The organism is Streptomyces sp. HP-A2021 (assembly GCF_022807935.1).
Classification (GTDB): Bacteria; Actinomycetota; Actinomycetes; order Streptomycetales; family Streptomycetaceae; genus Streptomyces; species Streptomyces afghaniensis.
This window is the reverse complement of record NZ_CP094344.1, coordinates 8,899,537-8,922,199: the sequence shown is the minus strand read 5'-3', so window position 1 is coordinate 8,922,199 and position 22,663 is coordinate 8,899,537. Positions and strand designations below refer to the sequence as shown.

At 72.1% G+C, this 22,663-nt stretch carries 20 protein-coding genes; 7 read left to right on the top strand and 13 right to left on the bottom strand.

Going from position 1 to position 22,663, the window contains the following annotated elements:
* Positions 1 to 21 precede the first annotated feature (21 nt).
* Genes MQE23_RS40140 through MQE23_RS40125 form a run of 4 tightly spaced genes read left to right on the top strand, consistent with a single transcriptional unit; the run spans position 22 to position 2,697 of the window.
* Positions 22 to 723, top strand: coding sequence for an energy-coupling factor ABC transporter permease (locus tag MQE23_RS40140; RefSeq protein ID WP_020277153.1), 702 nt, complete (start codon positions 22 to 24; stop codon positions 721 to 723).
* Positions 720 to 1,091, top strand: a complete 372-nt coding sequence (locus MQE23_RS40135; protein ID WP_020277152.1) for an energy-coupling factor ABC transporter substrate-binding protein — start codon at positions 720 to 722, stop codon at positions 1,089 to 1,091. The genes MQE23_RS40140 and MQE23_RS40135 overlap by 4 nt, the downstream gene beginning before the upstream one ends.
* 5 nt (positions 1,092 to 1,096) lie before the next feature.
* Complete coding sequence (gene cbiQ, locus MQE23_RS40130) at positions 1,097 to 1,846, top strand: cobalt ECF transporter T component CbiQ (protein ID WP_020277151.1); 750 nt, start codon at positions 1,097 to 1,099, stop codon at positions 1,844 to 1,846.
* Entirely contained in the window at positions 1,843 to 2,697 is an 855-nt protein-coding gene (locus tag MQE23_RS40125; protein ID WP_020277150.1) for an ATP-binding cassette domain-containing protein, read from the top strand. Before cbiQ ends, MQE23_RS40125 begins: the two co-directional genes overlap by 4 nt.
* A 20-nt stretch (positions 2,698 to 2,717) precedes the next feature.
* Here MQE23_RS40125 and MQE23_RS40120 read toward each other — a convergent pair whose 3' ends face one another.
* Positions 2,718 to 3,845, bottom strand: coding sequence for an amidinotransferase (locus MQE23_RS40120; protein WP_128092706.1), 1,128 nt, complete (start codon positions 3,843 to 3,845; stop codon positions 2,718 to 2,720).
* A gap of 183 nt (positions 3,846 to 4,028) precedes the next feature.
* Between MQE23_RS40120 and MQE23_RS40115 the strand changes: the two genes are divergently transcribed.
* Positions 4,029 to 4,685: a maleylpyruvate isomerase N-terminal domain-containing protein gene (locus tag MQE23_RS40115; RefSeq protein WP_020277148.1), complete on the top strand. Its 657-nt coding sequence runs from the start codon at positions 4,029 to 4,031 to the stop codon at positions 4,683 to 4,685.
* On the opposite strand, the gene MQE23_RS40110 is transcribed toward MQE23_RS40115, so the two are convergent.
* A complete protein-coding gene (locus MQE23_RS40110) occupies positions 4,673 to 5,332 on the bottom strand; it encodes a hypothetical protein (protein ID WP_020277147.1) in 660 nt (219 codons plus the stop codon). The two genes, MQE23_RS40115 and MQE23_RS40110, sit on opposite strands and share 13 nt — an antisense overlap.
* Before the next feature lie 375 nt (positions 5,333 to 5,707).
* On the opposite strand from MQE23_RS40110, the gene MQE23_RS40105 reads away from it, so the two are divergent.
* Complete coding sequence (locus tag MQE23_RS40105) at positions 5,708 to 7,522, top strand: ABC transporter ATP-binding protein (protein ID WP_082320083.1); 1,815 nt, start codon at positions 5,708 to 5,710, stop codon at positions 7,520 to 7,522.
* A gap of 77 nt (positions 7,523 to 7,599) precedes the next feature.
* On the opposite strand, the gene MQE23_RS40100 is transcribed toward MQE23_RS40105, so the two are convergent.
* A complete protein-coding gene (locus tag MQE23_RS40100; protein WP_020277144.1) occupies positions 7,600 to 8,184 on the bottom strand; it encodes a hypothetical protein in 585 nt (194 codons plus the stop codon).
* Positions 8,185 to 8,369: 185 nt separating this feature from the next.
* On the opposite strand from MQE23_RS40100, the gene MQE23_RS40095 reads away from it, so the two are divergent.
* Positions 8,370 to 8,816 (top strand): SRPBCC family protein, encoded by a 447-nt coding sequence (locus tag MQE23_RS40095; RefSeq protein ID WP_020277143.1) that lies wholly within the window; start codon positions 8,370 to 8,372, stop codon positions 8,814 to 8,816.
* A 187-nt stretch (positions 8,817 to 9,003) separates the two neighbouring features.
* Here the strand turns inward: MQE23_RS40095 and MQE23_RS40090 are convergent, their stop codons facing one another.
* From MQE23_RS40090 to MQE23_RS40045, 10 genes are all read right to left on the bottom strand, one after another.
* Positions 9,004 to 10,647: an alpha/beta hydrolase gene (locus tag MQE23_RS40090; RefSeq protein WP_037673773.1), complete on the bottom strand. Its 1,644-nt coding sequence runs from the start codon at positions 10,645 to 10,647 to the stop codon at positions 9,004 to 9,006.
* A gap of 145 nt (positions 10,648 to 10,792) precedes the next feature.
* Complete coding sequence (locus MQE23_RS40085; protein ID WP_020277141.1) at positions 10,793 to 12,049, bottom strand: nucleotide sugar dehydrogenase; 1,257 nt, start codon at positions 12,047 to 12,049, stop codon at positions 10,793 to 10,795.
* 22 nt (positions 12,050 to 12,071) lie between these two features.
* Positions 12,072 to 13,694 (bottom strand): class I adenylate-forming enzyme family protein, encoded by a 1,623-nt coding sequence (locus MQE23_RS40080; RefSeq protein ID WP_020277140.1) that lies wholly within the window; start codon positions 13,692 to 13,694, stop codon positions 12,072 to 12,074.
* Entirely contained in the window at positions 13,691 to 15,436 is a 1,746-nt protein-coding gene (locus tag MQE23_RS40075) for a CoA transferase (protein WP_020277139.1), read from the bottom strand. The genes MQE23_RS40080 and MQE23_RS40075 overlap by 4 nt, the downstream gene beginning before the upstream one ends.
* A complete protein-coding gene (locus MQE23_RS40070; protein ID WP_020277138.1) occupies positions 15,433 to 16,284 on the bottom strand; it encodes a methyltransferase domain-containing protein in 852 nt (283 codons plus the stop codon). The genes MQE23_RS40075 and MQE23_RS40070 overlap by 4 nt, the downstream gene beginning before the upstream one ends.
* 23 nt (positions 16,285 to 16,307) lie before the next feature.
* Positions 16,308 to 17,900, bottom strand: coding sequence for a class I adenylate-forming enzyme family protein (locus tag MQE23_RS40065; protein ID WP_020277137.1), 1,593 nt, complete (start codon positions 17,898 to 17,900; stop codon positions 16,308 to 16,310).
* A complete protein-coding gene (locus MQE23_RS40060; RefSeq protein ID WP_243381726.1) occupies positions 17,897 to 19,276 on the bottom strand; it encodes an NAD(P)/FAD-dependent oxidoreductase in 1,380 nt (459 codons plus the stop codon). Before MQE23_RS40060 ends, MQE23_RS40065 begins: the two co-directional genes overlap by 4 nt.
* A complete protein-coding gene (locus MQE23_RS40055) occupies positions 19,273 to 20,250 on the bottom strand; it encodes a UbiA family prenyltransferase (RefSeq protein WP_020277134.1) in 978 nt (325 codons plus the stop codon). Before MQE23_RS40055 ends, MQE23_RS40060 begins: the two co-directional genes overlap by 4 nt.
* Positions 20,251 to 20,277: 27 nt before the next feature.
* Positions 20,278 to 21,402, bottom strand: a complete 1,125-nt coding sequence (locus MQE23_RS40050; protein WP_243381724.1) for a DegT/DnrJ/EryC1/StrS family aminotransferase — start codon at positions 21,400 to 21,402, stop codon at positions 20,278 to 20,280.
* Entirely contained in the window at positions 21,399 to 22,625 is a 1,227-nt protein-coding gene (locus MQE23_RS40045; RefSeq protein WP_243381723.1) for a DegT/DnrJ/EryC1/StrS family aminotransferase, read from the bottom strand. Before MQE23_RS40045 ends, MQE23_RS40050 begins: the two co-directional genes overlap by 4 nt.
* Between the last annotated feature and the right edge of the window lie 38 nt (positions 22,626 to 22,663).

Genomic DNA, 22,663 nt, shown 5'->3' with positions numbered 1-22,663 from the left:
CTGGAGAGGGTCTGCTGAGCCATGCACATTGCCGAGGGTTTCCTGCCTCCGGCGCACGCGGTCGCCTGGGGCGTCGCGTCTGCGCCGTTCGTCCTCCACGGGGTCCGGTCGCTCACCCGTGAGGTGCGCGAGCACCCCGAGAGCACCCTGCTCCTCGGCGCCTCAGGCGCCTTCACGTTCGTCCTGTCCGCCCTGAAACTGCCGTCCGTCACCGGCAGCTGCTCCCACCCCACCGGCACGGGCCTGGGCGCCATCCTGTTCCGGCCGCCCGTCATGGCGGTGCTGGGCACCATCACCCTGCTCTTCCAGGCGCTGCTGCTCGCGCACGGCGGTCTGACGACGCTCGGCGCCAACATCTTCTCCATGGCGATCGTCGGGCCCTGGGCCGGTTACGCGGTGTACCGACTGCTGCGCCGCTACGGCGTGCCGCTGATGGTCGCCGTGTTCTGCGCCGCGTTCGTCGCCGACCTGTCCACCTACTGCGTCACCAGCGTGCAGCTGGCGCTCGCGTTCCCCGACCCGGGCAGCGGGTTCCTGGGCGCGCTCGGCAAGTTCGGCTCCATCTTCGCCGTCACCCAGATCCCGCTCGCGGTGAGCGAGGGACTGCTGACGGTGCTCGTGATGCGGCTGCTGGTGCAGTCCAGCAAGGGCGAACTGACCCGGCTGGGTGTGTTCCTGGCCGAGAAGGAGTCCCGGAGCGAGACCGAGGCGGTGGCCCGATGAGCAGGAACACGAAGATCAACCTTCTGCTGCTGCTCGCCGTGGCCGCGCTCGCCGTGCTGCCGCTCGCGCTCGGCCTCGGCGACCACAAGAAGGAGCCGTTCACGGGCGCCGACGGCGAGGCGGAGACGGCGATCACCGAGATCGAGCCGGACTACAAGCCCTGGTTCTCACCCCTGTACGAACCGCCGTCCGGTGAGATCGAGTCGGCGCTGTTCTCCCTCCAGGCGGCCCTCGGCTCCGGTGTCCTCGCCTACTACTTCGGCCTGCGCCGGGGCAGGCGGCAGGGTGAGCAGCGGGCGCGGGAGCGGGACTCCGAGAGCCGTGCGGCCGGGGGCGCCGCCGAGGAGTCCACGGCCGAAGGGGCCTGAGCCGCGTGCTGCCGATCGACGCGGCGGCGCACAGCAGTCGCTGGCGCCGCCGCCATCCCGTGGACAAGGCCGTGCTCGGGCTGGGTCTGACCCTGCTGGCGATCTCGCTGCCGCCCTGGCCGGGCGCGGCTCTGGTGCTGCTGACCGCCCTGGTGGTGCTGCTGGGTCCGGCGGGCGTGCCCTGGCGCCGGCTGTGGCGGGCCTACCGGGTGCCGCTGGGTTTCTGCGTGACCGGCGCGCTGACGCTGCTCGTGCAGGTCGGCGGGCCGGGCGGCTTCGTCTCCCTCGCCGGTGACGGGCCGGTCCGGGCCGGGGAGTTGCTGCTGCGCACCTCGGCGGCATCCCTGGGGGTGCTGCTGTTCGCGTTCACCACGCCCATGTCCGACCTGTTGCCGCGGCTGGTCCGGGCCGGGGTGCCCGCGCCGGTCGTCGACGTGGCGCTCGTGACGTACCGGATGAGCTTCCTGCTGCTGGACTCCGTGCGCCGGGTCCGTGACGCGCAGGCGGCCCGGCTCGGGCACACCACGCGGGCCGCCGCCTGGCGTTCCCTGGGCGGTCTCGGCGCCACCGCGTTCGTCCGGGCCTTCGACCGGGCGGTCCGCCTCCAGGCCGGTCTCGCCGGGCGCGGCTACGACGGCACCCTGCGCGTCCTGGTGCCCGAGGCCCGTGTCTCCGTCCGCTTCACGACGGCCAGTTGCGTACTCCTCGCGGCGCTGGCCGTCCTCACCTTCGTACTGGAAAGGCCGCTGACATGAGCGAGCCCGCCCTCGTCGCCCTGCGGGGCGCGTCCTTCGCCTACGAGGACGGCCCGGCCGTGCTCAGCGGCCTCGACTTCGGGATCCGCGAGGGTCGCGCGCTCGCGCTGCTCGGCCGCAACGGCAGCGGCAAGACCACGCTGATGCGGCTCCTCAGCGGCGGACTGCGGCCCCACGAGGGCCGGCTGACGGTCGACGGGCAGCCGGTGACGTACGACCGCAAGGGCCTGACCCGGCTGCGGACGACCGTCCAGCTGGTGGTGCAGGACCCGGACGACCAGCTCTTCGCGGCGTCCGTCGAGCAGGACGTGTCGTTCGGGCCGCTGAACCTCGGCCTGGACGACACGGAGGTGCGGGCGCGGGTGGCGGAGGCGCTCGCCGCCCTGGACATCACCGCCCTGGCCGACCGGCCCACCCATCTGCTCTCCTACGGGCAGCGCAAACGCACCGCCATCGCGGGCGCGGTCGCCATGCGCCCCCGTGTCCTCATCCTCGACGAGCCGACGGCCGGGCTCGACCCCGACGGCCAGGAACGGCTCCTCAGCACGCTCGACGGACTCCGTGCGGCCGGCACCACGGTGGTGATGGCCACCCACGACGTCGACCTCGCCCTGCGCTGGGCCGACGACGCGGCGCTCCTCACCCCGTCCGGAGTCCGCACCGGGCCCGCTCCCGTGGCACTGGCCCGCCCCGACCTCCTCCAAGAGGCGGGCCTGCGGCTGCCGTGGGGAGCCGCCGCGGCGGAACTCCTCCGCGCGCAGGGGTGGCTGACGGGCACGGAGCCGGGGCCGCGAACGCCCACGGAACTCGCCGCCCTCGCGGCCGGACGGCTGGGCGCGCCTGGAGTCTGAGGGGCGCCCGGAGGCCTCGGTCAGTCGAAGTAGGACTCGAGTGAGCCGCGGCGCCGGACGTCGAGCGTCGCGCAGTGGAACGAGCCGCCGAACGGCGCGTAGTGCAGCAGGTCGCACGGGATCGGCTCGAAACCCCACTTCTCCAGGGCGCGCAGCATGCCGGTGTGGTGCCGCTCCGCGATCACCCGCCGTTCGTCGATCATGAGCACGTTCATGCTGAGCCACTGGCCGCACATCGACGTGACCTTGAGCAGCGTCTCGTCGATCGGGTCGGGCTCGGGGGCGACCAGGACGTCCCAGGAGCTCAGGATGCCGGGCAGCCGGTCGACGTCGACGTACTCCGGGTTGACCAGCACCTTTCCGGGCGCGAGCAGGACGAAGGTCGTGTCGATGTGCATGGGCGTACGGCAGCGGCTCTCGATCTCGTGGATGCGGTACCCCTGCCCGAGATGGCGGCGCAGCCAGTCGATGCCCATCCGGTTGGTGACGTTGCTGCGCGTGACGAAAAGGTCCCGCCCGGCCCGGACGAAGTCCGCCGCGTCGAAGACCGGCTCGAACTCGGTGAGGATGTACCGCATGGGCTCGCCGTCCTTCGGCACCTGGAAGTCCGGATCGAACAGTTCGTCCGTGAGCTGCGGCCTGGGTGCCGCCGTCCAGCGCGCGCCGCGGCGGAAGTAGTCCTTGAGGAGCGGGCGGTAGGAGTGGGTCTCGAAGTACCGGCACGGCCAGGCCATCGGAGTTTCGATGATCTCGTCGCCGATCACGAGCATGCTGTCCCGCGGACAGGTGTTGCAGAAGCCCCGGGAGGACCAGTCGGGGGTGGCGAAGCGGCGCCGGTGGTCGACCACGTCCGGCCGCCTGACCGTGACGCCGAGGGACTCCAGCAGGGCGACGAACCCGTCGATCTCCTGCTGCGCCTGCTCGACGAGCACGCGCGGGTACCGGAAGCCGGCGGCGAGTCCCTGCAGCCGCCCGGCCCAGGGCGGCACGTTGCAGCTCACCACCGGGTGGTCCGAAGGGATCGTCGCGCCCTCGAGACGCCCGACGATGATCTCCTCCAGCGGATCCCACTCGGTGTGCGAGTTGACCGGCGAGACGAGGCGCTCCACGTCCGCGGCCGTCGCGGCCGGCGTTTCGGGCCTCTCCATGATGGCCATGCTCACCACCTTCGGATGTCAGGCTTCGGTGATGCACCGCGCTTGCCACGTCACTCACCGTGGCGCGGCGGCCGGGTCGGCGTCAACAGTCGTGCTCGACGGCGCTGCCGCTCGTGCGGTCCTGCCGTCCGCAATCCGCTTGTCCGCCCGCGGGGCACGGCCTACGTTGCCGGTGTGGATCTCTTCTCAAGCTCCTGGACGGCGTTGCGCGCGGCGGTCGCCGAGCTGGCCGACGAGGACTTCGCCCGGCCGTCCGGCTGTACCGGCTGGCTGGTGCGGGACCTGGTGTGCCATCTGGTCATCGACGCGCAGGACGTCCTGATCACCCTCGCCACCCCCGCCGACGGGGAACCGACCCGTGACGCGCTGACCTACTGGGAGGTCTCCGACACGCCGCCGACCGGAGACGACCCGCTCGACGCGCTGACCGTCCGGCTGGCCGCCGCGTACGGGGAACCGCACCTGCTCAAGTTCCACCTGGACGACGTCGGCTCCGCCGCGGGCCGCGCGGCGGAGCTCGCCGACCCCGGTCTCCGGGTCGGCACCCGCGACGAGGTTCTCACCGTGGGCGACTACCTCTCCACGTACGTCATGGAGTGGACGCTGCACCATCTCGACCTGATCGCCCACCTCCCGGACGCCGCGCCGCCGCCCGCGGAGGGGCTCGCCCGGTCCCGCGAGATGCTGGAGCGGATCGCCGGGAGCGCGTTCCCCCCGTCGTTCTCCGACGCGGACGCGCTGCTGGTGGGCACAGGACGGCGGGCGCCGACCGAGGCGGAGCGGGCTGAACTGGGCGATCTGGCCTCGACGGTGCCGGTCTACCTGGGCTGAGCGGGGAGACCGGCCCGCGCAGTGGCACTGCGGTACGTCGTGATGCCCAGCGCGAGCAGCCAGTAGCTGAGGATCGCGCCCAGCGACGCGGTGGTGCCCCAGCCGTTCGCCGCGTAGAAGTCCGCCGGGTCGTTGCCGAAGAACAAGGACGGCACGAAGGCCAGATTGACCCCGGCCAGGACGTAGGCGGAGCGGCCGGTCCAGCGCGGCAGCAGGTTCGTGCGGGAGATGCCGAAGCCCACCACGGTCAGGAACAGAGCCATCAGCACCTTGCCGATCGTCCCGTACAGGACGTAGGTGCCGCTGACCGCGATGGTCGGATCGATCGCACGGTCGGCGGCGATGACCGCGCCGGCCTCCAGCCCGCTGGAGACCAGGGTGACCGCCACGTAGACCAGCCCGACGGCGAACGCCAGCGAACCCACCCAGTCGTAGGCCGGGTTCACCCGCTTGACCAGCTCGCGGAAGGCCGTCACGAACACGATCAGGAACGCCAGCGAGAAGATCGCGAGCAGCAGCCTGCTGAGGACGTTCGCGTCCGGCGGCGGACCGGAGTAGACGAAGTACAGCGGTACCTCGATGATGAGGGCGGCCGCGGCGGCGATGCCGGCGAGGCCCGTCAGGCGCCTGGCGAAGGTCTCGTTCATGGGGGGTCCCCCCGAAGTCCGGTGGCGGATCGCTCGTCGGCCGGTCGCCGACGACACACATGCTGCCGCCCCCGGCACGGCCCGTCCCTGGGCCTGGACACCCGATGCGGGGGTGGCCTTACCGACACCCCCGCGCACTCACGTCCTGAACCGCCCGGCCGGCCCCGCACCACCGCCCCGTACCGCCCCGAGTCCGCCGACCGTGCCTCTTGGCGCTCCCTGCGCACCACCGCCGGGCCGGAAAACACTTGGACGCCGCGGGCACTATCGCGGGACACTTCCGGACTCGACCCGAATCTCCACACATCCGTTGCGGCGATGGCCCCTGCCCGCACCAGCGCGTGGCGGGCGGCCACAGAACGACACAGGGGTGGGATGGAAACGCCTGGAACGCGCAGGGTTCAGCCGGGCAAACGCTCGGTGCTTCTCGCACTTCGTTACTACGGACGGGAGTTGGCCCGGCTGCGCCGGCTGACGGCACCCGCGATGCTGCTCATGGCGCTGGGCAACATCGGAATCAACTACGTCGCGCCGCTGATCGTCGCCAAGCTCGTCGGCGACATCGCCGACGACAGGGACGTCACGGTCGACTCGACACTGCCGTACGTCCTCGGCTTCGCCGGGGTCCTGCTGTTCGCGGAGGCACTGTGGCGCGTCGCCCTGCACTGCCTCAACCGCCTCGACGCCCTGGGCATCGAGCACTTGTACGTGATCGGGATGGACGAGCTGTTCGCCAAGGACGCCGCGTTCTTCCACGACAACTTCGCCGGTTCGCTGACCAAGCGCGTCCTGAGCTTCGCCTCGCGTTTCGAGCAGTTCGTGGACACGCTGACGTTCCAGATCGTGGGCAGCTTCGTGCCGCTGGCGTTCGGGGCGGTGGTGCTGTGGCGCTACGAACCCCTGCTCGTGGTCGGACTGCTGGTGATGATCGCGCTGACCGGGGTACTGGTCGTGCCTCTCATCCGGCGCCGTCAGGCGCTGGTCGACCTGCGTGAGGAGGCGATCGCCCGGGTGTCGGGCCACGTCGCCGACAGCCTGATGAACATGGACACGGTGCGGGCGTTCGCCGCGGAGGAACGCGAGGCCGCCGAGCACCGTTCCCGGGTCGCCACCTCGCGCCGGCTCACGCTGCGGTCGTGGGACTACGGCAACCTCCGCATCGACACGCTGGTGGCGCCGATGTCGGTGCTGACCAACGCGATGGGGCTGTTGCTCGCGGTCACGCTCGCCGGGGGCGGGAACGGCGTGGAGGCGATCGTGGTCGCCTTCACCTACTACAGCAACGCGACCCGGATCATGTTCGAGTTCAACCAGATCTACCGCCGGCTGGAGAGCTCGATGACGGAGGCCGCGCAGTTCACCGAGCTGCTCCTGACGCCTCCCACCGTGCTCGACCCGCCGTCGCCGGAGCCGCTGCGGCCCCGGTCCGCCGGTATCCGCTTCGAGAAGGTGACCTTCGCGCACCGGGGCGGCAGGCGGCTGTTCGAGGGCCTCGACCTGGACGTGCCGAGCGGGGCGAGGATCGGCCTGGTCGGCCGGTCGGGCGGCGGCAAGACCTCCCTGACCCGGCTGCTGCTGCGGATGACGGACATCGACGGCGGCCGCATCCTCGTCGGCGGTCAGGACATCAGCCGGCTGCGCCAGGCCGACCTGCGCGGCCAGATCGCGTACGTGCCGCAGGACCCGGCGATGTTCCACCGCACCCTGCGGGACAACATCGCGTTCGCCCGGCCGGACGCCACCGAGGCCGAGATCCGCCGCGCGGCCGAGGCGGCCCACGTCACGGAGTTCGCCGACGCGCTGCCGGACGGCTTCGACACCATGGTGGGCGAGCGCGGCATCAAGCTGTCCGGCGGTCAGCGCCAGCGCGTCGCTCTCGCCCGGGCGATCCTGCGCGACGCGCCGATCCTGCTGCTCGACGAGGCGACCAGCGCGCTGGACTCGGAGAGCGAACTCCTCGTGCAGGAGGCGCTGTGGCGGCTCATGGACGGGCGGACCGCGCTGGTCGTGGCGCACCGGCTGAGCACGGTCGCCTCCATGGACCAGCTCGTCGTCCTCGACCGCGGACGGATCGTCGAGCAGGGCACGCACCAGGAGTTGCTCGCGATCGACGGCGCCTACGCGAAGCTGTGGCAGCACCAGTCGGGCGGGTTCCTCGACGACACGACGGGGCGGGCCGAGGTGCTCTGAACGACGGCGCGGGCCGGAGGCCGTCTCCTCGCCCCTGAGGAGACGGCCCCGGGACCCGGTGCGATGCGACGCCCTGGTCAGTGGCCGTAGGGCGGCTCGAAGCAACCGGTCTCCAGGTACGGCCCGTTGGTCCGTACGTCGAAGTTCGACTTCTGCAGGAACGCCGTGACGCAGGCGTCGCGGTGCACGCGCAGCGCCACCCGTGTCCCCTCGGGCGTCACGTAACCGTCGTCCTTCCAGCGCGAGGGCATCTCGCTGACGGTGAGCGTCCCGCCGAGCAGCTTTCCGTCCTTCGTGACGCGCTCCTCCTCGTATCCGAGCCGCAGCAGGGCCGCCCGCACCGTCGCGGGGTCCCACTTCCGCTGCTCCCACAGCCGCTCGAGCACCGGCCTGATGCGGCCGGCCTCCCGCTCGGCGTCCTTCGCGTGGGCGGGGGACATCTCGCGCGAGCGGCGGTACGCGTTGTTCTCGTTGTCGTGCGGGGCCCCGTCACCGGCCCCCGGCTCCACGTACGGCGAGGCGGCGCCCTCGGACGCGCCGGGAGTGGCGGCCCGGGCCGTCGAGCCCGAGGCGTGCAGGTCACCGCATGCGGAGAGCGCGGCGACGAGAACCAGGGCGACAGCGGCAAGTGGGCCACGGCCGACGGGCGTTGAGGTGGACATGGAGGGACCTTCTCATGGCGGCCGGCCGTGCGAATCGGTAGGTGCGCGGGGGTGACTGAGTACGCGTACTCACTGCCGGGAGCGCAGCCGTGCCAGGCGCCGGACGGAAAACATCTCGCAAGATGTGTTAACACTGTCGCTGCAACCCCCGGATCCAGCCAGTCGAGGACAAGGGCGGCAGCGCCATGACGATCGACGTGTCCGTGGAGCGCGTGATCCCGCTCCCGCCCGAACAGGTGGCCGAGTACGCCATGGACTGGCGCCCTGACGCCGAGTGGACGCAGGGCATCCGCACCGCGGAGCTGACCCGGGAGGCGGACGCGGGCGGGTTCGGAGTGGACGCCGAGATCACCCGGACGGCCTTCTTCCTCGGCCGGCGCATCGACTACGTCCTGCGGGTGGCCGCGTACGAACCGCCCCACCTGCTGGACATGATCTCCGTGGCCGGCCCGATGCCCATGCACGTCACGTACGCCTTCGAGCCGGACGCCCGGGGCACGTGCGCCCGCATTCGCGTCCGGGGCGGCGGAGGCGGCTTCTACCGGCTGGCCTCGCCGCTCCTGGCCCGCCAGGTGCGCTCCTCCCTCCGCAAGGACCTGCGCGACCTCGAACAGCGGCTCATCGCGCGGTAGAGGTATCCACCCGGCTACGTCCTGCGCCGCGTCCCCGCCCGCCGATGCCGCGCTTCGGCGGCCTGCGACAGGCCGGACCGTCGCACGAGGGGGACCCCGCCAGGAGGCCCCGCCCCGCCTTCAATGGGTCGTGCGGCCGTGGGTCATGCGGCCGTGGGTCATGCGGCGATGGGCCGTGCGACCGGGCTCAGAAACGGTCCGGTGCACGCTCCGGGAGCGGAGATCCTGGCAGCACGTCCTGCTTCTGGTTCTTCCGTGCCTCCGCGTTCGAGTCGGCCGTCGCCTCACAGGTCACGTCCTTCCCCGGCAGCCTGCCGGTGAGCAGGTAGGTCGTGACCGTGCCGTCCGTGCATGCGTTGCCGCTCGGATAGACGCCATGGCCCTCGCCGCCGAGGACGGTGACCATCTTCGAGCCCTTCAGGTCGGCGTGCAGGGCCTGACCGCTGGGCAGCGGGGTCTGCGAGTCCCACTCGTTCTGGACGACCAGGGAGCCGACCTTGTTGTTCACCTTGGTGGCCCGTTCCACGGACCTGTCCCAGAACGCACAGGGCTTGATGCTGGAGGCGAAGTCACCGTAGAGCGGGTAACGGCCCTTGTCCTCGATGGCGTCCCGCCGGTAGCTCTCGGGATCGCGGGACCAGGCGGCCGAGTTGTCGCCGCAGACCACGGCCCAGAAGCTCGCCGTCATGTTGTCGGCCGGCACCTCGGCGGCATCGGCGGCGCGTGATGTCCCGGTCCGCCCGGGCCCAGTGAACGCCGCGAGCTTCTCCGCGGAGGCGGGCCGGCCGGTCGCGGCCTTCATCAGTTCCACGACCACCTCGGTGGCGTACTCCGGGCTGAAGACCGCCCTGCGCATACCGCTGCGGATGTCATCACCGGTGGTCGGCTGCCCGTCTACCTCGATGGGCTTCTCGTCGGCCTGCGCGACCAGGTCCCAGAACGTCCGGTCGACCTCCTTCGGGGTGCCGCCGAGGCCGTACTTCTCCGAACGGTCGGCGGCCCACTCGGTCCACCGGTCGAACGCGGGCTCGGCGCCCTCCGCCCACCACTGGATCATCCCTCGCCAGGCGCGCGCCGGATCGACCGCGCTGTCCAGCACGAACCGGTCTGCCCGCCCCGGGAAGAGCTGGGTGTAAACGGCGCCCAGGTAGGTGCCGTACGAGTAGCCCAGGTACGAGATCTTCTTCTCACCGAGGATCGCCCGGAGCAGGTCCATGTCGCGCGCGGTGTTGCGCGTGGTGATGTGCGCGAGCGTGTCGCCCGCCTTGTCCCGGCACTTGTCCGCGACGACGCGTGCCCAGGAGACGTCCTTGGCGAACGTCTCCTCCTTGTACGGCCGCAGCCAGTTCTCCTCCTCCGGCTCCAGGTCGCAGGAGACCGGGTTGCTCCGTCCCACACCGCGTGGGTCGAAGCCGATCAGGTCGTACTTCCGCCGTGCGGACTCGGGGAGCAGCTCCTGCAGGTCGAGCGGCATGTAGAGCCCCTGTCCCCCGGGGCCGCCGGGGTTGGAGAACAGGACACCGTGCCGCTTGCCGGGCGCGGTGCTCCTGATCCGGGATATGGCCAACTCGATCCGCTTGCCCCCGGGAACCCGGTAGTCCAGCGGGGCCTTGATCGTGGCGCACTGGAACTCCGCCGGGGAGTCGGCTTCGCACCGCTTCCACCGCGGCTTCTGCTTCACGTACCGGTCCAGCGCGCCGCCTTCGGCAGCGGATAAGGAGGCGGTCGACGGGGTGGCGGGAGCGGCGGTGGCCGTCGAGGTGGCCAATACGGGAGCCAGCGTCGCCGTGACACTCACGGCCAACAGGGGCGCGAGACGTCGTCTGCGCACGATTCGATCCTTCCGGTCGCGTGTTCGGACAGGAAGGATCTTTCAGGAACCGGGCGCGCATGCGGATCCCTCGCCGGGCTGTACCTCCTCTCCACCCTTGGAATGACACAACAGTGGTGTGTGGTACCCGAGTTGTAGGGCCGTGTCAGAGCTGATGGGCGCGGGTGCCGCGCAGCCGGCCCCGGGTGTCCAGCAGCAGTCGGGCGTACTCGGGCAACCGGTCGAGCGGAACGGCGTCGTGGTCCTGCACCAGAATCGTGAGGTCGGCGTCCTTGGCGGCGGCCAGTGCGTCGACGGACCGCTGCACCGGTTCGCCGTCCGGCGACCAGGCGTCCACGAACGGGTCGTGATACGTGACGTCGGTGCCGCTCTGCCGCATCAGCCGGACGATCGCGGCGGCCGGGGTGGCCCGCAGATCCGTGCTGTTGCGCTTGTAGGTCACTCCGACGAGCAGCACCCGCGCCTCCCCCAGGGCGGTTCCCCGCTCCTTCAGCAAGTGCTCGGCACGCCGCACGACATGCGCCGGCATCCCGGCATTGACCTCCTGCGAGAGCTCGACCAGCCGCAGCGGGGTCCCGCCGGTGCGCGCCCAGTGCGTGAGATAGACGGGATCGACCGGGATGCAGTGCCCACCCACCCCCGGTCCCGGCCGGAACTCCTGGAAACCGAATGGTTTCGTACGCGCGCAGTCCAGAGCCTCCCACACATCGACTCCCAGCGCCCGGGCGGCGACGGCGAGTTCGTTGACCAGGGCGATGTTCACGTTGCGGTAGGTGTTCTCCAGGAGTTTCGCCAGTTCGGCCTCGCGTGCGGAGCCTGCCTCCACGACTCGGTCGCACAAGCGCCGGAAGAAGTCGGCCGCGACCGTCGTGCACCTTCGGGTGCAGCCACCCACGACGCGCGGGGTGTTGCGCACACCGAAGGTCTGGTTGCCCGGGTCGATGCGCTCGGGTGAGAAGGCGAGGGAGAAGTCCGTTCCGGCACTGAGTCCGGAGGCCTGCTCCACGATGTCACGGACGACGTCGTCCGTGGTGCCCGGGAAGGACGTGGACTCCAGGACGACGAGGGTGCCGGGTTTCAGACGGTCCCCGAGAGCGGAGGCGGCGCGCCGCACATGGGAGAGATCGGGTCCGCCCGTGTCGTCCAGTGGTGTGGGCACGCAGATCACGGCGACCGAGGCCTCCGCCAGCGGACTCTCGTCGACGGAGGCCCGGAAACCGTCGTCCAGCATGGCGGCGAGGTCGGCATCGGTGACGTCGGGGACGTGTGAGCGGCCCGAGTTCAGGGATGCGGTGACGGACGGGTTCTCATCGATCCCTGTGACACGCATACCGGCGCGGCACGCCTCGCGGGCCAGGGGGAGGCCGGTGTATCCGAGTCCGATGACGGCAACGCTGTTCATGTCGCTCCCTGATTGTGGGCGGTCAGCGGCCGGCGGAGGTCGCGCGGGCGGCCAGGAGCGCGAGGGTGCTGCGGCAGATCTTTCCGGTGGGCCCGAGGGGCATCTCCACGACGCGCAGCAGGAGTTCGGGGAGCTTGCGGCGTTCGAGGCCGCGCTGGGACTCCAGGAAGACAGCGAGTTCGCTCAGGTCGGGCACGGGCGCGCCCGGCCTCTCTCGGATGCAGGCGCACAGGCGCTCCCCCAGTTCCGGGTCGGGCACACCGACGCAGGCCACCTCGGCCACGGCGGTATGCGCGGCGAGTTCGCGTTCCACCTCCGCCGGGCTGATGTTGTAGCCGCCTCGCACGACGATCTGCTTGATGCGGCCCAGTACGTGGAGCCTGCCGTGTTCGTCCAGGAACCCGCGGTCACCGGTGCGCACCCAGCCGGTCGCAGTGCGGTACCGGGCGTCCAGGCCGGGGTCGGCGACGTAGCACAGGGGTGTCATGGGGCCTCTGGCGCAGATCTCACCGGGCTGTCCGGCCGGCAGGGGTGCACCGGTGTCGTCGGTGATGCGGATCCGCGCCACGGCCGGGTCGGGACGTCCGGTGCCCGCCTCGGGCCGGAGCCCGGTGGCGGCGGTGTGGCAGTTCACGCCGTCGGACGATCCGTAGACGGTGATGACACGGCGGCCGAACCGGGCGCGGCACGCCTCGGCGGTGGCTTCCGGGAGAGCCGCTCCGCTGGACACGACGGCCTGGAGGCCGGTGAAGTCCTCGCCGGGTGTGGGGGGTTGTTCGGCGATGCGGTGCAGCATCGTGGGCACGCCGAAGACGTGCGTGGGACGGTGCTCGACGATCATGCGGAGGGCCGCGGCCGGGTCGAAGGACGCCTGCACCAGCAGCGTTCCGCCGAGGGCGGCGAGGGTGACGGATGTGCCGCAGGAGCCGAAGGAGGAGGCCAGCGGGACGAGCACGAGGTTGCGCATCGGGCCGTCCCCGGCGTGCAGGGCGCGTACGTAGGCGGCGCGGCCGCCGGCCATCGCGTTGTGGGAGTAGGCGACCATCTTGGGTTCGGCCTCCGAGCCGGAGGAGACCAGAATCCGGGCGGGCGCCTCGGGGTCGACGGGGCGCGGAACGAAGGGCCGCAGCGCCGGCGCCACGAGTGACTGCGCCGTCCGATGGCCTTCCCCGAAGGTGAACACCGTCTCGAGGTGGCGGAGGTGAGCGTGTGTGACCGCGTCGGAGAAATCGGCGACGATGACCGCGCGGGCACGGGCGCGGGCGAGCAGGCTCGCCGGCCCCCGGCTGCCGGGCCCCGGCGGATAGGGCAGTGCCACCGCTCCGATCGCGGCGACCGCGAGTTCCGCGGCCACCGCGTCGCGCCCGTTCGGCATCCGTACGGCGATGATGTCCCGTTCGCCCAGGCCGCGTTCGGCGAGCCGGGCCGCGATGTGCCGTACCCGGGCGTCGAGTTCGGCGTAGTCCACTGTGCCCGCCGAGTCGATGACGGCGGTCCGGCCGGGGTGACGCCGTACGTGCCCGGAGAACAGCGTGTACAGGTCACGGTCGGGGCACCGGCCCGCTTCGGACCAGGCGCGCCGCACCGAGGCCGGCACCAGGTCACGGATCTCGACGCCGGCGTTGGATGTCCATCCGGCCCTCATGAGAACTCCCAGGGTGCGAGGGGTGCCGCGTACTCCCCGACGGTCAGCGCCGGAGCGAACCGTGGGTCGCGGGCCAGGTCCGCGAGGCTGGTGCACACCGGCGTGGCGGCCACGCCCGCTGCCGCCAGCCCGGGCAGCCAGTCGGCGGTGGGCCGCACCCGGGCGCGGGAGGCGATCGCGTCCGCGCCCGCCGAGGCGCCGAGGCCGAGCGCTCGCGCGAGGAGCTCCGGCCGCTCCCGGGCCTGCGGTCCGAGCCAGATGTACCCGTCCCGTGTGCGCAGCGGGCGGTCCAGCGCTTCGGGCCGTCTCCGCCCGCGGGGAACGAGGGCGGCGGCGGAGTACAGGGAGGAGTCCACGCGAACGCCCCTTCCGGTACGACGCCGTGCCAGCAGTGCCGCCAGTACGCCTTGCGCGCAGGTCAGTCCGCCGAGGACGTCGGTGAGCGTCATCAGGGAGGGCGCAGGCGGCTCGTCCGCGGGCCGCACGGCGGCGGCGAGGCCGCTGTGCGCCTGGACCAGGTAGTCGGTCCCCACGGGTGGTTGCGGCCCCAGGGCGTCGCCCCAGCCGGATGCCCACGCGTACACCAGCCCGGGGCGCGCCGTACGCAGGTCCTCGGCGTCCAGCCCGAGCCGGGCCGCCTTGCCCGGCGCCCAGTTGTGCAGGAAGACGTCGGCCTCGGACACGAGTGCGCGGACGGCCCGCCGTCCCGCGTCCGTGGTGAAGTCGATCTCCGCGACGGCTTTGCCGGCGTTGAGGGCGCTGAAGCGGGCCGACGTCGTGCCCGCCGTCGGGGGGATGCCGCGCATCGGGTCACCGCCGGGCGGTTCGATCCGTACGACGTCGGCGCCCAGGAGCCGCAGGACGTGGCCGGCCATGGGCCCCTGGACCCGTCGTGCCGACTCGACGACCCGCAGTCCCGCCAGGGGCGCCGCAGCCCTGCACGCCCTGGCGGTCGTGGTGCCGCCCGGCTCCGGAAACGGTGTAAGGGTCCACGGCGGCGCCACCGTGGGTGGGAGGGGATCTTGCCGTACGGGCAGCACGGTGGCGCCCGACCGGTCCGCCGCCGATCGGACGGTCGTGAACGAGGCTTGCCGCACGGTCGCGGACAGCGCGGGAGGCAGCATGCAGGTGGCGGTGGCGAACCGCTGCTGGAACGACCGCCATCCGCGTCCGGTGTCGGCCCGGTCCGCCCCGAGCAAACGCCAGAAGTCCAGCCATCGCCCGGCGTCGAGGGCTTCGAGTTCGAAGCGCACGCCGTCGGCGGAGACGAAGGAGCAGCCGGCAGGCGCGGGCTCCTCCCCCGAGCCGGCGCGTGACGGCAGGCCCTCCGCCGGGTCGTCGCCGTCCGCGGTCGCCGCCGCGAGGTACTGGGCGAGGGCCAGCAGCGCGGCCTGACCGACCGACGTCCGCACCTGCGTCACGTCGGCGCCGCCGGCCCGCGCGAGGAGTGCCGCGCAGACTCCCTGGGCCGCCAGGAGGCCCGCCACCGTGGAGGCGTAGTCGACGGCGAGCGGGGCCGGGCGTCCGGCCGCCCGGCCGTGGACGTGCATGATCCCGCAGGCCGCCTGGACGGCCCGCTCATCGGCCAAGGGGACGGAGAGCGGGCCCTGCCAGTCGATCTCCCAGCCGACGGTGGCGGTGGCCGGGTCGCCCACCAGGTCGAGGAGGTGTGCCGCGACCCCGACGGCCACCGGCGCCGTGGCCGTGGCCGGGTCTCCGGCGCGCGGCACGCAGAGCGTCATCGGGCGTCCTCCGGTAGCGGCCGCGGGCCGTCGTCCGTCTCGTCCGCCTGCGGGCGCCGGCCGTGTACCGAGTAGACGACGCTGGACGCGGCGCAGAACGACGGGTCCCGCATCAGCGCCCGTACGTCCGTCAGCTGCGCCTCGGTCAGGCCCGCGGCCAGGAGTTCGTCCCGCAGGTGGTACGTGTGGTTGAGCTGCATGCGCAGGCCCGGCGACCCCGGGGTGCGCAGTTCGATGCGGGGTCGCGGGTCGATGTCGACGAGCCCCGCGGCGCGCATGGCGGCCGGCGCGTTCCGGGCCCAGTGGGGGTCTCCGCCACGGGCCCGCAGGACGGCGCACTTGGCGTCGAGGAAGGCCGTGTAGAGCCGCGCGGAGGCCTCGTCCGGGGTGAGCAGAGGCGGTTCGTAGGAGGCGTCGAACTCCTCGATGTGCAGCCACCCTCCGGGCTTGAGGGCGCGCACCAGTTTGCCGAGGACGGCGAGCCGCTCGGGCAGGTGCTGGAGGACGAGACGGGCGACGACGAGGTCGAAAGCCGCCTCGGGGAGCGGATCGCTCACCACGTCGTGCTCGACCGCGGTCAGGCACGGCCCTTCCTGGAGGTGGTGCGGCTTGACGTCGGTGGCCGTGACCTCGCCGGTGGGGGCGACGCGTTCGGCGAGCCACCGGGCCACGCTGCCGCTCCCGGAGCCGACATCCAGGCACCGCCAGCCGGTGGTGACGCCGGTCTCGGCGAGCCGTGCGAAGGTCATGGCGTCGTAGGCCTCGGTGAGGCAGCGGTGCAGTTCGTCGCTGTGCAGGCTGTCGTTGTCGAAGGCGTAGCCCGGGGCCCGGCCCTGGCTGTCGCGCATGTCGTCTCCCCCTTGTCCCGGTGTCAGGTCCACCGGCCGGAGCCGTAGGTGCCGGTACGTCCGGTCAGGCGGTGCAGCAGTTCCCGGCGCCGCACCTTGCCGGTGCCGGTGCGCGGCACCTGGTCCCAGGTGAGGGCGACCGGTTCGCGCAGCGGCGGCAGGTCACGCACCGCTTCCTTCCAGCGGGCCGGGTCCACACGGCCGTCGGCGGTGACCACGACGGGCAGCGGATCCCGGCCGGGCTCTGCGAGGACGACGCACTCCAGGGCGTTCGGCAGCCGGGCCTGAAGGAGGTCCTCGGTGCGCAGGCAGCTGAGCTGCGGGGTGCGGTCCACCTCCCGGTCGAGGAGCTCGAAGCTGCCGTCGCGGTTGCGCGCGCCGATGTCGCCGGTGTTCCACCAGCCACCGTGGCGCTTGGCCGACCAGCGCTCCTCCTCTCCGACGTAGCCCAGGGCACAGGCGGCGGTCCTGGCCAGCACCAGACCCGCCTGCCCCGACGGCAGGGGCCGGAAGGTGTCGGGGTCGACCACCCGCAGCCGTGTCTTGACGGGCACCGGACGTCCGAGGTTCCTGGTTCCGGCCCCGCCCGACGCCCGGCGGACGGATTGCCGGGTGTGGAAGCGGAAGGTCAGCGGTCCCGTCTCGGTCTGCCCCCATCCCTCCAGCCACACGGGCCTCTTGTGCCGGCTCGCGCCGAGGTAGGCACGGACGGTGGGGGGATGCACGGCGTCGTACGTGCTGATGACCATGCGGACGCGCCGGAACGGATTGTCCAGTCCTTCGGTCAGCGGCTGGAAGCGCACGAACGAGGCGGGCAGCGCCTCCAGGACGGTCGGCGGACGGGCGCGCAGCACGGGGTCGGCGAGGTTCGGGTCCTGCGTGGTGATGATCGAGATCGCGGCAGGGCCCATGCACAGCGCGCTCGCCGTCCAGCAGAACGTCCTGCCGTGGGCGAAGGCGCTCGCGTTGGCGAGGACGTCCGTGCGTCGCAGGCCGATCCGCGGCAACCGCACGCTCTCGAACCGCGCCAGCTTCCCGATGATCGTGCGGGTGGAGTGCACCACCAGCTTGGGCACACCGGTGGTGCCCGACGTGTGGTGGATCACCAGCGGCTCGTCGTCGTGGCGGCGGTGCGGCCCGGGAGCGGTGTGTCCGCGTACGTCGTCCATGCCCAGCGTCCCCGGCACGGCGCCGTCCAGCACCAGGGTGGCCCGAGCGGTCGAGGCCAGGTCGGTGCCCTCCTTCCGGCCGCGTTCCAGCACGTGTGCCGTCGTGACGAGCAGGGCGGGGCCGAGCCTGGCCAGCAGCGTGCCCAGCACCTCCCCGGACAGGTGCGCGGACAGCTGCGCGGGGACGGCGCCGACGCGTACGGCGGCGCAGGCCAGCAGGTCGTAGTCCCAGTGGTTGTCCTTGACGATCGCCACCCGGTCGCCGGGACCGGCCCCGGCGGCGGCCAGCCAGCCGGCCGCTTCCCGTACGAGCGTGGCGAGTTGCGGGAGCGTGTGGTGGGTCCGGGCGCCCGCGTCGATGTCGAACGGCCGGTCCAGGTGGACGCGCGTGCCGAGCTGTTGCTCGGCGCACTCGTCGAGCAGGACGCCCATGTCGTGCGGTTTCACGAGACGTTCTCCTCGGTCGGGCGGGAGGCGGGGCGGGTCCGTCCGGCCGACCGCGGGGGCCGCAGCCGGCTGAGGACGCGAGAGGCGGCAAGCGCGCCCGAGCGCACGGCGCCTTCGCTGGCCGGCCGCAGCATCACCCAGTCCCCGGCGTACTCGACCGGCCGTACGGCACGCCCCATGAACGGCCCGCGTCGGCGCAGGGCGTCGGGAGTGGCCTCCGGCAGGCCATGGGTGAAGGCGTGCACGAAGTGGCGCCCGGCGCTCTTCTCCAGGCCGGGGACATACCGGGTGGCCGCCCGCACGAGCCGCTCGGCCGTCTGCCGCTCGGGCGCGGTCAGCAGTTCGGGGATGCTGCGGGCGTCGGCCATCAGGGTCAGCAGTCCCTTGCCGGCGGGCGCCCGGTCCGGGTGTTTGGCGTGGTCCACGATGATCGCGGAGAGCACGTCGTCCTCCGCGTCCGGTGTCAGCAGGACGTACAGGGGCTTGCGGGACGGGGGTGCGAGCGGCCGGTCCAGCAGGCAGCTGACCTTGAGCGTGGGGGTGAAGGTGCAGGCCGACAGGAACGACAACTCGTCGGCGGGGGCGTTGACATGCAGGCGCGCCGCGACCGGGGCGGGCACGCAGAGGACCGCCGAGCGCGCCGTGACGCTGTCGTTCCCGACGCGCAGCCGCACGCGGCCTTCCTCGGTGACGACCTCGTGCACCTGACGGCCGGTGACCACGTCGAGTCCCTCGGCCAGTCGCCGCGCGAGCAGGTCCATGCCGTCGCGGTACGTCCGCCAGCCGGTGGCCGGACCCACCTCCTGGAGGAGGCTGAGCATCGGTGCGACGGCGGAGCGCGCCGTGTCCCAGCCGAAGAAGCTTCCGGCGACCGGCTGCAACAGGTAGTCGTGCACGTCCCTGTGGTACCGGCGCGCGAACTCCCTGACCGTCAGGTGTCCGGCCGGGGTCCGTTCGGGGTGGTCGGCGTCGAACTCCCGGCGGTGCGAACCCGTCCAGGCCAGGATCCGGGCGAGATCGAGCCGGGCCCGGGGCGAGAGCCCGGCACCGGTGAGCACCGCGGAGGGGTCCGCGACTCCGGGGTGGGCCCGTCCGCCGCGCCACACACCGACCGACTTGCCGATACGTGGCACGTCTCCGCGGGGCACGCCCAGCCGCGACAGCAGTTCCCAGGTCGCGCGGTAGCCCTGCTCCGAGATCTGTTCGGCACCCTCGTCGATGGTGTATCCGTCGTGCCGGAAGCCGCGCATCCTGCCGCCGACGTGCTCGTGCTGCTCGTAGACCCGTACCTCGAGGCCCGCGCGCCGCAGTTCGTGCGCGGTGGTCAGTCCCGCCATGCCCGCGCCGACCACGGCCACGTCGAGATCAGGGCTCATCCGGTGGCCCCCGCGCCGACGATCAGGTTCGCCGTGATCAGCAGCACGGTGCCGGCGCGGTGTGCGGGGAACCCGAGCTTGCGGGCCCGCATGATGTCCCCCTGGCGGAAGCCGGTGAGGAACTGCCGCACGCGCAGCGCGGTGACGGGCAGCATCAGGAACACGAACCACCACGGGGCGATCCCGGTGGCGGAGGCGACGGCGCCGGTCAGGAACTCCGCCGCGCAGAGCGACCCGATGAAGAGGGCGTTGCCCTTGGGTGACACCAGGCACGCCACGGTGCGACGCCCGACGGCCCGGTCCCCGGGGATGTCGTTGGTGTTGGAGTACACGCCGAACAGCAGCGGTCCGAAACCGAAGAGCACCCCTTGCACCAGCACGAACCCGGAGAAGTGACCGGCCGCGAGCCCGTACGCGCCCATCACCAGGGCCGCGCCCAGCCCGGCGAGGAAGATCTCCTGGAAGCCGTGGTAGCTGATCTTCAGCCCGTAGGAGTACTGGACGGAGACCACGAACAGGACCACGACCAGCACCACGGTCCAGGTGGGCGGGTGCGGTGCGATCGCGACGGCGGCGGCCCACAGGACGGCGCCGGCAGCGGCGGTGGCCCACGCGAAACCGAGCGCTTCGCGCAGGGTCAGCGTCCCCGCCACCAGCGGCTTGCGCAGCTTGTTGCGCAGCGGGTCGTCCGGACCGTAGTTCGCGGCGTCGCTGCCGTCGCGATATCCGGTCACGTCGTCGAGGGCGACCATCGCCACGACGACGCAGACCGCGCCGAAGAGGAACAGGGTGAGCGTCACGATGGTCGTGGGTCGCAGACCGGAGACGGGCAGCAGCACCGCGGACAGTGCCACGGCGACGCTCGGGTAGTAGTCGTAGACGTCGAGTTTGCCCAGCCGGGCATAGCTGCGCAGCTTGCTCTCGGGACGTGCCGTTCCCGACGGGAACGGTCCGGCTTCGGTGCGGGTCGTCATCTGCTCCGCTCCTTCGAGTGTGTTCGGTCAGCGGCTGCCGCTCAGCCCGGCGTAGGCGCAGACCGTGTCCGCGATGTGCTCCACCTGGGCGTCGGTGAGGCGGGGGTGGACCGGGATGGCCAGTTGGCGTCGGGCGGCGCTCTCCGCGTGCGGCCAGCTCCGGTCCGCGGGTGCGAACCGGGTGAAAGCAGCCTGGTGCGGCAGCGGGAGCGGGTAGTAGACGTGGCTCTCGATGCCCCGGTCGGCCAGATACCGCTGCAGTTCGTCCCGCTCCTCGACGAGCAGCGAGTACACGTAGAAGCAGCGGCCGTTGCGGCCTGGCGGAGGGGGCAGCACACCACGCTCGCCGAGCGGCGTGAAGCGTTCGGTGTAGTGGTCGGCGATGCGGGCCCGGCGCTCCAGCAGCTCAGGGAGGCGGGGGAGCCGGTGAAGCTGGAAGGCGGCGAGCACTTCGTCGAACCGGCTGTTGTAGCCGGTGCGCGGGTAGACGAACCGCTCACTCTGCCCGTGGTTGCGCAACGACCTGACCGTACGGGCGAGTTCGGGATCCATGGTGACGACGGCGCCGCCCTCGCCGGCTGTCCCGAAGGTCTTGACCTGGACGAAGGAGAACACTCCGGCCTCGCCCCAGGTCCCGGCGGGGCGGCCGTCGAGGACACCGCCCTGGGCGACCGCCGAGTCCTCGACGAGGCGCACTTCGTGACGCCGGGCGATCTCGCGCATGCGGGGCATGTCAGCCATCACCGAGAACATGTGCGCGGGCATGATCGCCCTGGTCCGGTCGGTGATCGCCCGTTCCACCTCGTCCGGATCGGCCACCATCGTCCACGGGTCGATGTCCGCGAACACCGGTGTCGCCCCCAGCCCTGCCACGGTATTGGCCAGCGGAGCACAGCCGTAGGCCGGCACGACGACCTCGTCGCCGGGTCCGACGCCCATGGCGTGCAGGACGAGGGTCAGCGCGGAGGTGCCGCTGGAGCAGGCGACGGCGTCGGCGGCGCCGAGCGAGTCGCGCAGGGCCTCCTCGAAGCGGGCGGTGCGCTCGCCGAGCAGGAACCTCTGCTCCGGTGCGGTGCCGATGTCGTGGACGAGGTCCATGAACAGCTCTCGGTCGTCCTCGAAGAGGTCCGGAGGAAAGAAGGGAACCGTCACGCCTGCCTCCTCGTCGTGAAGCGGCGGACGAGGTCGCACACCGTGTCGACGTCGTCGAGGCCCATGTCGGGGTAGAGCGGGAGGGCGATGGTGCGCTCACAGGCCCTCTCGGCATGGGGGAAGTCGCCGCGCCGGTACCCCAGATGGGCGAAGCACTCCTGGAGGTGCAGCGGAGCCGGATAGTACGTCTCGGTGCCCACGCCGTGCCCGGCCAGGTACCGGGCCAGTTCGTCGCGCCGCTCGACCTCGACGAGGTAGACGTAGAAGACGGGGTCGGTCCGCGCGGTGCGGGGCACCACGGTGGGCAGCCGGAGGACGCCGGGCGTGCCTGCCAGCCGTTCGGTGTAGGCGGCGGCGAGGCGGGCCCTGCGCGCGATGTCCTCGTGCAGCCGGGTCAGTTTGGCGAGGAGGACGGCCGCCTGGATGTCGTCCATCTTGCTGTTGACGCCGTTGACGGCGGTCTCGTTGCTGATGCCCGGGAAGTGGGCCAGGGTCCGGCCGAAGCGCCCGTGGTGGCGCAACGCCGCCGCGGTCTCGGCGAGTTCGGGGTCGTCGGTGAGGATCGCCCCGGCATCGCCGATGGCCCCCAGAGTCTTGGTGGGGAAGAACGAGAGCACGCCACCGGCTCCGAGCAGCCCGGCATGGACGCCGTTCCACCGCATGCCGACGGCCTCGGCGCTGTCCTCCACCACGGTCAGCCGGTGGTGGTGCGCGACGTCGAGCAGCGCGTCCATGTCGGCCATCTGGCAGAACAGGTGGACGGGCATGATCACGCGGGTGCGTGGAGTGACGGCGGCGGCCACGGACTTGGGGTCGATCGTGTAGGTGACGGGGTCGATGTCGGCGAAGACCGGGCGGCCGCCGGCCAGTACGACGGAGGAGGCCGAGGCCACGAACGTGAAGGCGGGGACGACGACTTCGTCGCCGGGCCGCAGGCCGCAGGCGCGCAGCAACAGCACCAGGGCGTCGGTGCCGCTGTTCACGCCGACCGCGTGGCGTGCGCCGGTCCACCGGGCCAGTGCCTCCTCGAACCGGGCGACCTGACGGCCGTGCGAGAACTTGCCGTCGTCGAAGACTTCGGTGAGCCGGGCCCGGATCTCCGGCCAGAGCGCTTCGAAGGTCCGGGCCTGGGTGAAGAAGGGCACCTGTACCGAGGGGTCGTCCGCGGTACCGGTCGCCCGGCCGCGCCTGCCGTTCCTCGGTCCGGGGGATGCGCTGGACATGGTTCCTTTCGTGGCGCCGCGGCGGATCGGACGGCCGG

Coding starts and splice junctions, on each gene's coding strand:
- MQE23_RS40140 (WP_020277153.1), top strand. CDS start 22: ATGCACATTGCCGAGGGTTTCCTGCCTCCGGCGCACGCGGTCGCCTGG.
- MQE23_RS40135 (WP_020277152.1), top strand. CDS start 720: ATGAGCAGGAACACGAAGATCAACCTTCTGCTGCTGCTCGCCGTGGCC.
- MQE23_RS40125 (WP_020277150.1), top strand. CDS start 1,843: ATGAGCGAGCCCGCCCTCGTCGCCCTGCGGGGCGCGTCCTTCGCCTAC.
- MQE23_RS40120 (WP_128092706.1), bottom strand. CDS start 3,845: ATGGAGAGGCCCGAAACGCCGGCCGCGACGGCCGCGGACGTGGAGCGC.
- MQE23_RS40110 (WP_020277147.1), bottom strand. CDS start 5,332: ATGAACGAGACCTTCGCCAGGCGCCTGACGGGCCTCGCCGGCATCGCC.
- MQE23_RS40105 (WP_082320083.1), top strand. CDS start 5,708: ATGGAAACGCCTGGAACGCGCAGGGTTCAGCCGGGCAAACGCTCGGTG.
- MQE23_RS40100 (WP_020277144.1), bottom strand. CDS start 8,184: ATGTCCACCTCAACGCCCGTCGGCCGTGGCCCACTTGCCGCTGTCGCC.
- MQE23_RS40095 (WP_020277143.1), top strand. CDS start 8,370: ATGACGATCGACGTGTCCGTGGAGCGCGTGATCCCGCTCCCGCCCGAA.
- MQE23_RS40085 (WP_020277141.1), bottom strand. CDS start 12,049: ATGAACAGCGTTGCCGTCATCGGACTCGGATACACCGGCCTCCCCCTG.
- MQE23_RS40080 (WP_020277140.1), bottom strand. CDS start 13,694: ATGAGGGCCGGATGGACATCCAACGCCGGCGTCGAGATCCGTGACCTG.
- MQE23_RS40075 (WP_020277139.1), bottom strand. CDS start 15,436: ATGACGCTCTGCGTGCCGCGCGCCGGAGACCCGGCCACGGCCACGGCG.
- MQE23_RS40070 (WP_020277138.1), bottom strand. CDS start 16,284: ATGCGCGACAGCCAGGGCCGGGCCCCGGGCTACGCCTTCGACAACGAC.
- MQE23_RS40060 (WP_243381726.1), bottom strand. CDS start 19,276: ATGAGCCCTGATCTCGACGTGGCCGTGGTCGGCGCGGGCATGGCGGGA.
- MQE23_RS40055 (WP_020277134.1), bottom strand. CDS start 20,250: ATGACGACCCGCACCGAAGCCGGACCGTTCCCGTCGGGAACGGCACGT.
- MQE23_RS40045 (WP_243381723.1), bottom strand. CDS start 22,625: ATGTCCAGCGCATCCCCCGGACCGAGGAACGGCAGGCGCGGCCGGGCG.